The organism is Novosphingobium rhizovicinum, from assembly GCF_040813635.1.
Classification (GTDB): Bacteria; Pseudomonadota; Alphaproteobacteria; order Sphingomonadales; family Sphingomonadaceae; genus Novosphingobium; species Novosphingobium rhizovicinum.
This window is the reverse complement of record NZ_JBFNXR010000021.1, coordinates 492,923-506,655: the sequence shown is the minus strand read 5'-3', so window position 1 is coordinate 506,655 and position 13,733 is coordinate 492,923. Positions and strand designations below refer to the sequence as shown.

Here is a 13,733-nt window from a genome sequence, read left to right as displayed (position 1 = left end):
AATCGCGGTTAGAGCATGGAAGATCAAGGGCTTATTCCGGTCCACTCATGCCGCAAGTGCGAATTCCGCGTGGTTCTGGCGCTGGTTCTCCCGCATGGCCGCATACCCCGCGAGCGCTGCCGAACCGAGAATGGAAAGCGCATCCTCCGCAAAGGCGACCGGCTTGTCACGACCCAAAGCCCTGGCAAGCACCGCACGCGCCCGATAGCTGATGTAGGCGCCTGCGAGCGCGCCGGCGGCTCCGAGGCCCGCCGCCAGCAGCGCCTTGCCGGGCCGAGCGACGGCCGCTGCAGACAGAGCGCCGCCGATGGTCCGACCGACGAGCCCGCCCGGCGCGATCCTGGCGGGAATGCCCGGCTGTTTGTCCGCCATGTATTCGCCAATAGCAGCGGCGCTCATGATCGCGCCGGTCCACTTGGAAGTCAGGAACGACAGCGGCGTGCCCTTGAGCCCCAACCCGCTTCCGGCCGCGGCTACGGTCACGGCAGCCGGCGGCGTGAAGGTACGCTGCCCGTTTGCCATGCCCAGCAACAGAGGGACCGATAGATCCTCAATGGTGATTCCGGTTCGCTCTTCTGCGGCAGCGACCTTGCGGCTGCGAACCATTTTGCGCACCGCTTCTGTGACGACACCAAATACCGCGTGCGAAGCATAGCCATAGAGGTGCGTACGCAGCGTATAGTGCCAGGCAGGACGCGAGAAGCCAGCGAGTGGAACTGCGATCTGATCGATCAAGGTGGCTGACACCAGACCAAAGGCGATGCCATGCCATCGCGTGACACCCGGGACCGTCTCAGCCATCGCGCCGTACCCTGCGCCGGCCAGAGTTCCCACGACGTAGTGCACAGCCGCGCCACCCGTCTTCCGTTCTGCCTTTCGCAAGCGCGCTCCGCCAACAAGGCGCGCCGCAGCCTGGGCCGCCTGCTCAGTAGCCGGGGGCTGCGATCCCGAAGGGCTGAACAGAGTGGCGGCGTAAGTCTGGAACCCCTCCATCACCGCTGCGCCGGCAAAACCGGCCAATGCGCCCGCCGCCGCGCCTGCGGCCGTATCGACAGCCGCATCGACAGGCTTGCGTGTCTGCGTCAGGGTTTCGCCAGGCGTGTTCTCGAGAAGCATGTGTGTCCGTCCCATCTGTCACGCTGCGTGCGCATTTCAGGATAGGGACGAATGGGAAGGGCTGCGGGTTCCCTTGGATTTTGGCCCGGAATTAAGCGGCACCCGCAATGGGGATGCCCTTAGGTCAGCATTTTGCCGAGGCGGCCATCAACCGGGCGGCCTCGGCGTAAAGCTTACTGGCAGGCCAGGCACTCATCGTAATCGGTCGTCTCGCCCAGTTCGAACTTGGGTGCTTCGGGCGTGTTGTCGGCTTCCACGCCGCCTGCGAAGCCCGCGCGCTGCACGGACTTGGAGCGCAGATAGTAGAGCGACTTGATGCCCTTTTCCCACGCCTGATAGTGCAGCATCATCAGGTCCCACTTGTCGACATCGGCGGGGATGAACAGGTTCAGCGACTGCGCCTGATCGATGTAAGGCGTGCGATCTGCCGCGAATTCGAGCAGCCAGCGCTGGTCGATCTCGAAGCTGGTCTTGTAGACTGCCTTTTCCTCAGGGCTGAGGAAGTCGAGGTGCTGCACCGAGCCGCCATGCTCAAGGATGGAGTTCCACACGTTGGTGGAATCCTTGCTCTTCGATGCCAGCAGCTTTTCCAGGTACGGGTTTTTCACCACGAAGCTGCCCGAGAGCGTCTTGTGGGTGTAGATGTTGGCAGGGATCGGCTCGATGCAAGCCGACGTGCCGCCGCAGATGATCGAGATCGAAGCGGTGGGCGCGATTGCCATCTTGCAGCTGAAGCGCTCCATCACACCGACATCGGCAGCGTCCGGACAGGGTCCGCGCTCATTGGCCAGCAGCATCGAGGCTTCGTTGGCCTTCTGGTTGATGTACTGGAACATCTGCATGTTCAGCGCCTTGGCCATCGCGCTTTCGAAGGCGATGCCGCGCTTCTGCAGGTACGAGTGGAAGCCCATAACGCCCATGCCCACTGAACGCTCGCGCGCGGCCGAGTACTTGGCACGCGCCATCTCGTTCGGCGCGCGATCGATGTAGTCCTGCAGCACGTTGTCGAGGAAGCGCAGCACGTCCTCCACAAAACGCTTGTCACCCTTCCACTCTTCCCAGGTTTCCAGGTTGAGCGAGGACAGGCAGCAGACTGCCGTGCGGTCGTTACCCAGGTGATCGCGCCCCGTCGGCAGCGTGATCTCCGAGCACAGATTCGACGTCGAGACCTTGAGGCCGAGCTCGCGATGGTGGCGCGGCATCATCCGGTTCACCGTGTCGTTGAACACGATGTAGGGCTCGCCCGTGGCAAGCCGCGTCTCGACCAGCTTCTGGAACAGGGAACGGGCATCGACCTTGCCGCGCACCGAACCGTCCTTCGGGCTGCGCAGCGCGAACTCGGCGCCGTCGCGCACGGCTTCCATGAACTCGTCGGTGAGCAGTACGCCGTGGTGCAGGTTCAACGCCTTGCGGTTGAAGTCACCCGATGGTTTGCGGATTTCGAGGAACTCCTCGATCTCCGGGTGCGAAACGTCGAGATAGCACGCGGCCGAACCCCGGCGCAGCGAGCCCTGGCTGATCGCCAGCGTCAGCGAGTCCATCACGCGCACGAAGGGGATGATGCCGCTGGTCTTGCCGTTGAGACCCACCGGCTCGCCAATGCCGCGAACGCTGCCCCAGTAGGTGCCGATGCCGCCGCCGCGCGAAGCCAGCCAGACGTTCTCGTTCCAGGTGGCGACGATGCCTTCAAGGCTGTCATCGACCGAGTTCAGGTAGCAGGAGATTGGCAGGCCACGACCCGTGCCGCCGTTCGACAGCACTGGCGTTGCGGGCATGAACCACAGCTTCGAAATGTAATCGTAGAGCCGCTGCGCATGGTCCTGATCGTCAGCGTAGGCATCGGCCACGCGTGCGAAGAGGTCCTGGTACTTCTCGCCAGGCAGGAGATAACGGTCGTCCAGCGTCTCCTTGCCGAAGTCCGTCAGCAGCCCATCGCGCGCGTCGTCCGTGACGATCGTGAAGCGGCGTGCGTTGATGGTTTTGGAATCGCTCTTCGCCGGAGCAGCAGCCGGGCCTACTGCCAGATCAGCACTGATGGCGTCGGTCTTGTCCATTGCGATAGCCGGGCTTTCCCCCGCCTCCTTCTTCTTGCCTGCGACCGAAACTTCGAGCTCCATCTGGCCGCTGGCATCGAACTGCTCCACGTCTCCGCGTCCGTTCTGTTCTTCGCTGCCGTTCCTAAAATCCACGTAGCGTCCCCTGTCCGCATATCTTTGGCTCGATTCGGCCGGCAAGTGATCAGCCTAGCAGAGTTCAGAACAAAACGGGACCATACCCGCCGTATCGAACCGCCAATCCTCACACCGGGCGCACCTGCTTATCCAAGCGACGCCTGCCCCGCTGTCGTTTGGCTCAAGCTAAGTCTTGATGCACCCTGTTCAACCGCACACAACCTATAGTGACCTTTTGGATATCAGACGCAAGAGGGGGGTGCGTTCGCGCAGAGTGCCGATAAAGTGCGTTTCTACCGTTTTAACCGCTCGCGACGCGCGGGAAGTCCTTGGCTCGTGAAGTCCGCAAGAGGCAATCGACCACTCCGAACCGGATTCTTTTTCCACATCCTTGCTGGGCGAGAAGACTCCGGAATACGACGAGCGGAGACAGCGCCTTGCCACTCGTGCGCCGAGAGTGCACCGTAAGCTCACCAGCAGGAAAGACTCTCGCCATGATCAACGTCATCACCGCCATCATCAGTGGACTGATCATCGGCGTGCTCGCCCGATTCTTTTATCCAGGCTCCGTCGATATGAGCTGGATCGCAACCATCCTGCTGGGCATCGGCGGCTCGCTCGTTGCGGGGCTGGTCACCAGCCGCGGCAGCGCGGACTTCAATCGAGCAGGCTGCCTCGCTTCTGTGATCGGTGCCATCGTGCTGATCTTCGTCGGACGGATGCTGGGCATCGGCTAGGGGCGCGCTCCTGGATCCGGTAGCCTGCCAACGCCGCTTGCGCGCAAGCGGCACTCAGCGCCGAACCCTCACAGCATTGCCCCACCGTCGACGGGGATGATCGCACCGGTGATCCATCGGGCCCGTTCGGAGCAGAGCATGGCGATGGCGTCGCCGACATCTTCCGGTTGCGCCACCCGCTTCAGCGCCTGCATCGAGGTGGTCGCTTCCCGGCCCTCCTCGGTTTGCGCCCAGGCAGCGACCGGTCCGGTTGCAGTCGTACCGGGTGCCACGGCATTCACGCGGATCCCGCGCGGCCCCAACTCCACGGCTGCACGGCGCACAAGGCTCTCCAGCGCTGCCTTCATCGATCCGTAGGCAGCGACCGCGCCGGTCACCCGCCGCGCAGTGAGCGAGGAGACGAAGACCACGCTCGCACCATCCACCAGCACCGGCGAGAGATACTGCAACAGGAAGAACGGCGCGCGCAGGTTCACGGTGGTGAGCTGATCGAAGACCTCAGGCGTGCAGGTCGCCAGGTCGGAGGGCGGCATGATACCTGCATTCAGGACCAGTACGTCCAGGCCGGCGCGGCAAAGCGCCTCCACCTCTTGCGCAAGAGCGGCAGGCGCGTTCGGATCCGAGAGGTCCCCGCCCACCATGTCCGCCACGCCCCCGCTCGAGCGAATCGCCTGCACAAGCTGCGCTGCCATGTCGCGATTGCCGCCATAGTGGACGATCACGCGATAGCCGTCCGCCGCCAGCGCTTTGGCGGTTGCCGCTCCGATTCCCTGCGAGGAACCGGTCACGAAAGCCGTTCTGCCTTCCACCATCAACGACTCCTCTCTCGGGCCGGTTTGCTTATGGCACCAACACCGTATCGACTGCTTCCGGCAGCGTTTCAGGATAATCGAGTGTGTAGTGCAGCCCCCGGCTCTCGTGCCGTCTGAGAGCGGACTGCACGATCAAGTCCGCGCTTTGAAGCAGGTTACGCAGTTCTATGAGGTCCGTCGACACCCGGAAGTGGCGGTAATACTCCTCCACCTCGTGATTGAGCAGCTTGATCCGGTGCTGCGCGCGCTCCAGCCGCTTCGTCGTGCGCACGATCCCGACATAGTTCCACATGAAGCGGCGGATCTCGGTCCAGTTCTGCTTGATGACCACTTCTTCGTCAGAGTCCGTCACGCGGCTTTCGTCCCAGGGACGTACCGGCGGGGGGGCATCGAAGGCCTCCCAGTGGTCCAGGATGTGCGCGGCGGCGGCCTCCCCGAAGACGAAGCACTCGAGCAGCGAGTTGGAGGCAAGGCGATTCGCGCCATGGAGGCCGCTCTCGGTGCACTCTCCGGCAGCATAAAGGCCGGGCAAGTCCGTTCGCCCGTCCAAATCGACCAGAATGCCACCGCACGTGTAGTGCTGCGCCGGCACGACTGGGATCGGCTGGCGGGTCATATCGATCCCGAGGCCCAGCAGCTTCTCGTAGATCGTCGGGAAATGGGTCCGCACGAACTCGGGTGACTCATGGCTGATGTCGAGGTGGACGTAATCGAGCCCGAAGCGCTTGATCTGATCGTCGATCGCCCGGGCCACCACGTCGCGCGGCGCCAGTTCACCGCGTGCGTCGTAGTCCGGCATGAAGCGGTGCCCCGTACCGGGATGCTTGAGATGACCGCCCTCCCCACGCACCGCCTCGGTGATGAGGAAGTTCTTGACCTCAAGGTTGTAGAGGCACGTCGGATGGAACTGCATCATCTCCATGTTGGAGACGCGCGCGCCGGCGCGCCATGCCATCGCAATGCCGTCACCGGTGGCGCCCCGCGGTGCAGTGCTGAACTGGTAGACACGTCCCGCGCCGCCGGTCGCCAGGATCGTCGCGCGGCCGGTATGCGCTTCAACCCGCCCGCTCTCCTGGTCCAGAGCATAGACGCCCCAGACCCGGCCCGATCCGGAATAGCGCTGCTCATGCCGCCCGGTGATCAGGTCGATGCAAGCGCGTCCCGGCAACAGCGTGATGTTCGGGTTGGCATGCGCTGCACGGACCAGCGCCTCCTGCACAGCCTGCCCGGTGGCATCGTTCACATGGACGATCCGCCGATGTGAATGGCCGCCTTCCCGTGTAAGGTGAAGTGCATCCCCATCGGTGTTGAAAGGCACACCAAGCTCGACCAGCCGGCGAATGGTGTGAGGCGCGCGCTCAACCACCAGTTCGACGGTCTTGAGACGGTTCAGCCCGGCTCCTGCCACCATCGTATCACGGATGTGGTTCTCGAAGGTGTCTCCCGCGTCGAGCACCGCAGCAATGCCGCCTTGCGCCCAAGCGGTCGAGCCGCCTGCAAGCTCCCCCTTCGCAATGACCAGCACCTTCAGCTTCTGCGCAAGCGCCAGTGCGGCCGTCAGGCCCGCCGCGCCGGAACCGACGATGATTACGTCGTACTGGGGCCGTTCGCCCTGTTTCAGGTCATCCATCGCGCTTCCTTGCCGCTAACCTGGACGCGCGGCAACACCCGGCGACCGACGGGCTGCCCCTGAGGGCAATCACGAGAGGGCCGCCTCAGCCCCCGGCGCTTGCGCTCGTCAAGCTGACGAAGACGTCCTCCAGGTCCGCTTCACGCGTCGTCACGTCCACGATGGAAAAGCCCTGTGCCTGCACCACGGAGAGGACCTGGCCCGCTGTGCTGCGATCCTTGTCGTAAGTGATCGCAATCGTGCGCTCGCCCGTCTTCTCGCTCTTGATGAAAGCGGCATCCACCGGGAGCTGGCCGAGGTCGCGGTCCAGGGTCAGTTCCACGACCTTCTCGCGCGCCATGCCGACCAGCTCGCGCGTGGGCTTGTTGGCGATGCACTCACCATGGTTGATGATCGCGATACGATCGCACAGTTGCTCGGCTTCTTCGAGGTAGTGCGTGGTGAGGACGATGGTGACGCCCTCCCGGTTCATTTCAGTGACCAGATCCCACAGCTGGCGCCGCAGTTCGACGTCCACACCTGCGGTGGGTTCGTCCAGCACCAGCACCGGTGGCTGATGGACCAGTGCCTTGGCGATGAGCAGACGCCGCTTCATGCCTCCTGAAAGCGTGCGGGCGTAGGCGTCTCGCTTGTCGGCCAGGTGAACCGCGCGCAGCAGTTCTTCGGACCGGCGCAGATGCTTGGTGATGCCGTATAGACCGCCCTGGTTCTCCAGCACCTCGAAAGGAGTGAAGAACGGATCGAACACGATCTCCTGCGGGACGATGCCGATCGACCGCTTGGCGTTGCGCATGTCGCGATCGATATCGAAGCCCCAGATCGAGATCGAGCCAGATGTCTTGTTGACCAACCCAGCCATGATGTTGATCAACGTCGACTTGCCCGCGCCGTTGGGGCCAAGCAGACCGAAGATCCCGCCTGCCGGCACATCGAAGCTCACGCCCTTGAGCGCCAGCTTGCCCTCCCCGCCACCGGCAGGCGCGTATCGCTTCACGACGTCGCGGATCGAGATGGCGGCGTTTTGCGGAGAACTGCTCATGGCCTGCATTTGGAGCAAGGCGCAGCGCCGGTAAAGGGCCCCGCACAAGGCGGACGCCCCGAGGCGGTTCACCCTTCGTGTCGGCGAGACCTGCGCTTCCACGGAAGGCGGCCCTCGATCTCCATCTCGAGGCTGAAGCTGAGGAAGGTGCGAATGGCGACGATACCGGCGAGTACCGCCACGCTCGTCAGGCTGGGCTGCACGGCCACGGTATTGATGATGTCGGCGGCGACCAGGAACTCAAGCCCGAGGAGGATGGCCCGACCGAGGCTGGACCGCAGACAGGCGACCGACTCCTCGGTAAACTTCCGGTCCCGAGCCGCGCGGTAAAGGAACAGCAGCAAGGTTCCGAAGGCGCCGGCGGCAATGATGGCGATCCCGGTGATCTCGACAATACGAGTAACGCTTCCGGCGACGTCGATCGCTATGGCTTCGAGCACGGGCTCCTCCTGCTGCCTCCCCTCTTAAAGCAAGGCAGGCTCTGCTGTTCCGCGCCGCCCAGGTTCCAGGCAGTCCGCTCGGACCCGGAATTGCCTTTTCATCTGGCGCGCAATCGCCATGCTTGATAATCGGCGTCCATGATCGAGCCGCCTGAAACCGTCTACACCGACAAGCGCCGCGTCTTCTGTGACGGCGCGACCGATATTCGTGCCGGCTCTGCGCTCGGCCATCCGCGCGTCTGGATGGAGATCGACGAACGGGGCTATGCCGATTGCGGCTATTGCGACCGGCGTTTCCAGCTCAAGGGCAATCCGCACGAGCGCGAAACGCACGAGCTCTTCCCTGGCGAACTTGACGAGCCGGGCGCGAACACGAGTGCCGATCCCAGCGGATCAGGGCACACCGCCATCTGATCGTGCTGGCGGAAATCGGGAGCGGGCCTATATTCCCCGGATGGCATCCGCACCCGATCCCCGCTCGCTCCTATACCGCCCTGACCACCTCACGCCCGAAGACGCACAGGCTCTTGCTGCCGAGACCCTGAAGGCGTGCGACGATGGTGAGCTCTACCTCCAGTTCATCGCCTCAGAAGCCTTCGGCTTCGACGATGGGCGGCTGAAAACCTGTGACTATTCCCGCGACGCCGGATTCGGTCTTCGCGGGGTCTCGGGCGAAACCACTGCCTTTGCTCACGCAAACGACCTCAGCGCCGCAGCCATCCGGCGGGCGGGTGAGACGCTCAAGCTGCTCGATGCAGCGATAGGAGAGCGCCCCGCGCCGCCGCGCGCCAGCAACCGCCACCTCTACACCGATGCCTCGCCGCTGGATCTCGTGCCTTTCGCCGAGAAGGTGAAGCTGCTGGAGACCGTGGACGCCGCCGCTCGGGCCCGTGATCCGCGTGTGGCCCAAGTGTCGTGTTCACTGACCGGAAGTTGGTCCGTCGTCGAGATCATACGACCCGACGGCTTCCTCGCCACGGACGTGCGTCCGCTGGTACGCCTGTCCATCTCCATCGTCGCCGAGAGCAACGGGCGTCGCGAGACCGGCACGTTCGGGATGGGCGGACGCTGGCTCTACGACGATCTGTTCGCCCCCGAAAACTGGAACCGCGGCATCGATATTGCACTCAATCAGGCGCTGGTGAACCTGGAGAGCGTGGATGCGCCCGCCGGTGAAATGACCGTGCTGTGCGGCCCCGGCTGGCCCGGCGTCCTGCTGCACGAAGCGGTGGGCCATGGGTTGGAAGGCGACTTCAACCGCAAAGGAACCAGCGCCTTCTCCGGCCGCATTGGTGAGCGCGTCGCAGCGCCCGGTGTCACTGTGGTGGACGACGGATCCATACTGAACCGCCGCGGCTCCCTCTCGATCGACGACGAAGGCACGCCGACGCAGGAGACCGTGCTGATCGAGGACGGCGTCCTCAAGGGCTATATGCAGGACCGGCTCAATGCGCGCCTGATGGGCGTGGAGCCCACCGGCAACGGACGGCGCCAGGACTATGCCCATGTTCCGATGCCGCGCATGACCAACACTTTCATGAAGGGCGGCAACGACGATCCGGCCGAGCTGCTTAGCCGCGTCAAGAACGGCATCTATGCAAAAAGCTTCGGCGGCGGCCAGGTGGACATCGTCTCCGGCAAGTTCGTGTTCTCCTGCACCGAAGCCTACAGAGTCGAGAACGGCAAGCTGGGTGCACCGATCAAGGGCGCGACTCTGATCGGCGACGGGCCCTCGGTGCTCACCCGAGTGACAGGGATCGGCAACGACATGGCGCTCGATGAAGGTGTGGGCGTATGCGGCAAGGCCGGGCAGAGCGTACCTGCAGGCGTGGGCCAGCCAACTCTGTTGATCGAGGGCCTTACGGTCGGCGGCACCGCCTGAAGCAAGATGATTTCGGGAAACGGATACGCGTCCGCTGCGTTGCCGGTCAGCAGGGGTTCACTGTCGTTATGGCACACCGATCCTCACAACGCATGAAGAGGTTACCATGAACAGGAACATCATGGCCGCGGCAACACTCGCTACGGCTGCAATGGGGATGGCGGCCAGCCCCACTCTCGCAGCTCAGCAGAACGAGAGCGGCGAGGCTGAACTGGCCAAGCTCCTCGAAGGGCGTGAGGCCGGCACACCGGTCTCGTGCATCCCATCTACACAGATCCGCCAGACACACGTGATCGACAAGACAGCGCTGGTCTACCGCGTGGGGAACACTCTTTACGTAAATCGGCCCAGCCAAGCTGACGCTCTGGACGGTGACGATATCCTCGTGACCCGTCAGCACACCGGCCAGCTCTGCCGTCCGGATAGTGTGGAACTGCGGGACAGGAGCACGTTCTTCTATGACGGCTTTGTCGTGCTGCAGGACTTTGTCCCCTATCGCAAGGTCAAGACCGGTAACTGACGTCAGCAGCAGGCCTGTGGTAGCGGATGAATCCCTGCGCCCGGCGATTGCAAACTGACGAACTGCCGATAGGATCGCACTTTTTTGCAACCCAGCGGTGAGGCGTCTCCCCGTAGGCAGAAATCGAGGGTGGAGAGCGCGATGGTGGCAAACCGCGGCTATCAATCGACTGGAGCGAAGACCCGGCACCGGCTTATCGAAGCTGCCGCGGACCTGCTCGCCGAAGAAGGCTATCCTGCAATCACCGCGCGCAGGATCGCGGGGCACGCTGGATTGAAGCCCCAGCTGGTGCACTATTACTTCCGTTCCATGGAGGAACTGGTGGTAACAGTGTTCCAGCGTTCCACCGCGATATACTTCCACCTGCACGATGAGGCGCTAAGTTCCGCTTACCCTTTGCGGGCCCTCTGGAATCTTAACGCAAGTCAGCCGGAAGCGCGCCGCGTCCTCGAATTCGTAGCACTGGGTAAACAGTACCCGCTTCTGCGCGAGGAGATGCGCAAGGCGGGCGAGCGCTTTCGCGCCTTGCAGGTGGAAGCAATCGAGAAAGTCTATTCGGAACGGCAGATCAACAGTCCGGAAATCAGCGCACAGACACTCGCGCTGCTCCTGTCGGCCATCGCCAGAAGCATGGTCATCGAAGGACAGGTCGGAATGACAGCCGCGCATGATGAGACGCGGAGCGCCATCCTGGGCTATCTCTCCCGTATCGAAGGTTCGCCCAACACTCGAGAAGCCTAAAGTACCACAAGAGGCAATCCTCACAGCACTTCCTTGCACTTGACGGCTACCGCCCCTCGACTAAGAAGGTGTCAAAATGCCGCCCGCAGACCTCGCTCTGCCGGAGAATGGCAACGCCTTTACAGTGACGGACTGCCGCGGGCAGCCGGCGAGGGAGGAGAGGACGATGGGACAAGCAAGCAAAGTGCTGCGCGCGTGCGCATTAGGGGGAGTGGCAAGCTCTGCCCTGCTCGTAACGGCAGGCTCGGCTTACGCGCAAGATGGCACGCTGGCGCAACCTGCACCGGCAGCACAACCTGCCGCCAGCGCGCAAACGGCACCTGGATACCAAGGTCTCGAAGCGATCGTAGTGACGGCGCAGCGCAGGCAGGAAAGCCTGCAGGATGTGCCGATCTCCGTCGCCGCTGTGACCGCGCAGGCACTGGCGGCTTCCGGCATCAACGAGACCAACGCGATCAGCCAGATCGTGCCTGCCGTGAACTTTCAGCGCTCAGGCGCCAGTGGGCTGTTCTTCGTGCGCGGCGTCGGTACCACCAACGCTTCGGTTGGCGACGAGGGTTCCAACGCCTTCTACGTTGACGGCGTTTACATTCCCGACCTTGCCGGCACGGTCACACAATTCAACAACATCGCGCGGATCGAGGTTCTGAAAGGTCCGCAAGGGACTCTCTTTGGCCGCAATGCGTTCGGCGGCCTGATCCATATCATCACCGAAGAGCCGGGCGACGAACTCGTCGCAAGAGGCGAGGCGACTTACGGGAACTACCGAACGGCACAGGGGAAGCTCTATGTCGGCGGCCCGATCATTGGCGACACCGTGAGCATGGATCTTGCGCTCACCGGTCAGGATCAGGGTGAGGGCTGGGGCCGGAATATTACCCTGAACCGCGACACGAAGAAGATGGACTACTGGGGCGCGCGCTCCAAGCTGGTCTGGCGCGCCTCGGACGCGGTGAAAGTCACGCTCGCCGGCGATTACTATGAGAATGACGACAACACCGCGATCGGCTGGTCTGTGGATGAGGATTTCCCCGCGCGCGGCCTGACGGGACCAGTGTACTCGGTAGGCAGCCTGGACACAGCCGCCGATCATTACTCGCTCACCAAGCTGAAGAACTGGGGGATCTCGGGGACAGTCGAGGCCGATCTCGGCTTCGCGGACCTCACCAGCATCACTTCAGTCCGTGATAGCAAGAACAACAGCGACTTCGACGTCGACGCGACTCAGATCCCGTGGCTGCGGATCACCTTCGAGTCTGGATCGCGCGCCTACCAGCAGGAGCTGCGTCTTGCCTCCCGTGCAACTGATCCGCTGAGCTGGCAGATCGGTGCTTTCTACCTCCGTTCCGAAGTCAGCAACGCATCGCGTTTTCGCGGTCTGGCGGTGGGCGGCCTTACAGGCGGGCAGTTCATCGACGCAACGCTCGACACCGACTCCTATGCGCTGTTCGGCGAAGTCAGCTACAATATTACGCCAAGCACCACCGTGACGGGCGGCATCCGCTACACGAAGGACAAGCGCGAACTGGGTGGTGGCGTCTATGCCGTCAGCAATAACACGCTAGGAGCCTTCACGCCGACTGTAGACGAGATTGATTACGGCAAGTTCACCTACCGGCTGGCGGTACGACAGGAACTGACCGAAGCCATCAGCGCCTACGCATCGTACAACCGGGGCTTCAAAGCCGGCACTTACTCGCTTCAGAGCCCGACCAACGCACCGGTCCAGCCCCAATATATCGACGCATTCGAAATCGGCCTGAAGTCGGAACTGTTCGATCGCAAGCTGCGCCTGAACGTCGCAGCCTTCCACTACGACGTCGACAACTACCAGATCCGCTCCGCGGCTCTCGACGTCGGCGCGGCCGTTCTGCTCAACGCGGCGACAGTGAAGGTGGACGGTTTGGACGTCGAGTTCGAGGCGGCTCCGATAGACCGCCTGCGGGTGTTCGGCGGCTTCACCTGGCTCAATTCACGCTTCGACAGCTTCGGCGGTCCCGGCGCTGAGTACCAGGCGCCGATCCTCTATCCGCTCCCCGCGACCTGCCCTCCCGGACTTGTCGGCACGGCCGATCCCGGCGTGCTTGCCCCCGGGCCGCGGACCGGCGGGTTTGCCACGTGCTTCGGCGACGCGTCGGGCAACCAGACACCTGGCGCACCCGACTTCACCGGCAGCCTTGGCGTAAGCTATTCCGTACCCGTCAGCGATGAAGCCAATCTCAGGTTCAATCTCCTAGGTAGCTACAACAGCGGCTTCCCCTTCGAATCCGACGGCGTACTCAGCCAGAAGGAATATGCCCTGCTCAATGGCTCGATCGGCTACTGGGTCACGGAGCACTGGGGCGTCGAACTCTGGGGCCGCAACATCACCGACACCAAGTACTTCCAGCAGAAGATCTCGACCGGTCTTGGTGCAACAACCGCTCGTGCCGCGCCGCGTACCTATGGCGTGACGGTGCGCTTCGACTACTGACAATAGATGGGGCGGGTACTTCTCGCTTCCGAAGCCCTCTCGGGTCGCAGGCGTCCGGGCTATTAGCCCGGACGCTTATTCGTTTCGGAGCCTGATCGCAAAACTGCCTCGCCCTCCAATGACAGCGAAGGGAATTATCGGCACGCGCCTTGTTTCGAGATTGCGAGCCGGT

Annotated in this window: 12 protein-coding genes; 6 read left to right on the top strand and 6 right to left on the bottom strand. The window is 63.2% G+C overall.

Translation table 11 applies throughout. The annotated features are described in order from the left end of the window. Positions 1–45 precede the first annotated feature (45 nt). On the bottom strand, positions 46–1,131 hold the full coding sequence (locus tag ABUH87_RS07205) for a DUF1440 domain-containing protein (RefSeq protein WP_367771856.1): 1,086 nt from the start codon (positions 1,129–1,131) through the stop codon (positions 46–48). A 158-nt stretch (positions 1,132–1,289) separates the two neighbouring features. Next, positions 1,290–3,233 (bottom strand): ribonucleoside-diphosphate reductase subunit alpha, encoded by a 1,944-nt coding sequence (locus tag ABUH87_RS07200; protein ID WP_367772191.1) that lies wholly within the window; start codon positions 3,231–3,233, stop codon positions 1,290–1,292. A gap of 548 nt (positions 3,234–3,781) precedes the next feature. On the opposite strand from ABUH87_RS07200, the gene ABUH87_RS07195 reads away from it, so the two are divergent. Continuing rightward, positions 3,782–4,024, top strand: a complete 243-nt coding sequence (locus ABUH87_RS07195; RefSeq protein WP_367771850.1) for a GlsB/YeaQ/YmgE family stress response membrane protein — start codon at positions 3,782–3,784, stop codon at positions 4,022–4,024. Between the two features lie 68 nt (positions 4,025–4,092). Here the strand turns inward: ABUH87_RS07195 and ABUH87_RS07190 are convergent, their stop codons facing one another. The 4 genes from ABUH87_RS07190 to ABUH87_RS07175 all read right to left on the bottom strand — a co-directional run bounded on the left by ABUH87_RS07190 (position 4,093) and on the right by ABUH87_RS07175 (position 7,945). Next, positions 4,093–4,836 carry an SDR family NAD(P)-dependent oxidoreductase gene (locus tag ABUH87_RS07190; protein ID WP_367771848.1) on the bottom strand — a complete coding sequence of 248 codons (744 nt, stop codon included), beginning with the start codon at positions 4,834–4,836 and terminating at the stop codon, positions 4,093–4,095. A gap of 28 nt (positions 4,837–4,864) precedes the next feature. Next, positions 4,865–6,466, bottom strand: coding sequence for an L-aspartate oxidase (gene nadB, locus ABUH87_RS07185; protein ID WP_367771846.1), 1,602 nt, complete (start codon positions 6,464–6,466; stop codon positions 4,865–4,867). An 85-nt stretch (positions 6,467–6,551) separates the two neighbouring features. After that, entirely contained in the window at positions 6,552–7,505 is a 954-nt protein-coding gene (locus ABUH87_RS07180; RefSeq protein WP_367771844.1) for an ABC transporter ATP-binding protein, read from the bottom strand. A gap of 68 nt (positions 7,506–7,573) precedes the next feature. Further along, positions 7,574–7,945, bottom strand: a complete 372-nt coding sequence (locus tag ABUH87_RS07175) for a DUF1622 domain-containing protein (protein WP_367771842.1) — start codon at positions 7,943–7,945, stop codon at positions 7,574–7,576. Between the two features lie 138 nt (positions 7,946–8,083). Between ABUH87_RS07175 and ABUH87_RS07170 the strand changes: the two genes are divergently transcribed. From ABUH87_RS07170 to ABUH87_RS07150, 5 genes are all read left to right on the top strand, one after another. Continuing rightward, on the top strand, positions 8,084–8,359 hold the full coding sequence (locus ABUH87_RS07170; protein WP_367771840.1) for a zinc-finger domain-containing protein: 276 nt from the start codon (positions 8,084–8,086) through the stop codon (positions 8,357–8,359). Between the two features lie 40 nt (positions 8,360–8,399). Then, positions 8,400–9,827, top strand: coding sequence for a metalloprotease TldD (gene tldD, locus ABUH87_RS07165; RefSeq protein ID WP_367772189.1), 1,428 nt, complete (start codon positions 8,400–8,402; stop codon positions 9,825–9,827). A 106-nt stretch (positions 9,828–9,933) separates the two neighbouring features. Next, complete coding sequence (locus ABUH87_RS07160; RefSeq protein ID WP_367771838.1) at positions 9,934–10,347, top strand: hypothetical protein; 414 nt, start codon at positions 9,934–9,936, stop codon at positions 10,345–10,347. Between the two features lie 141 nt (positions 10,348–10,488). Beyond that, positions 10,489–11,088 carry a TetR/AcrR family transcriptional regulator gene (locus tag ABUH87_RS07155; RefSeq protein ID WP_367771836.1) on the top strand — a complete coding sequence of 200 codons (600 nt, stop codon included), beginning with the start codon at positions 10,489–10,491 and terminating at the stop codon, positions 11,086–11,088. A 166-nt stretch (positions 11,089–11,254) separates the two neighbouring features. Beyond that, positions 11,255–13,561: a TonB-dependent receptor gene (locus ABUH87_RS07150; protein ID WP_367771834.1), complete on the top strand. Its 2,307-nt coding sequence runs from the start codon at positions 11,255–11,257 to the stop codon at positions 13,559–13,561. The last annotated feature ends 172 nt before the right edge of the window (positions 13,562–13,733 follow it).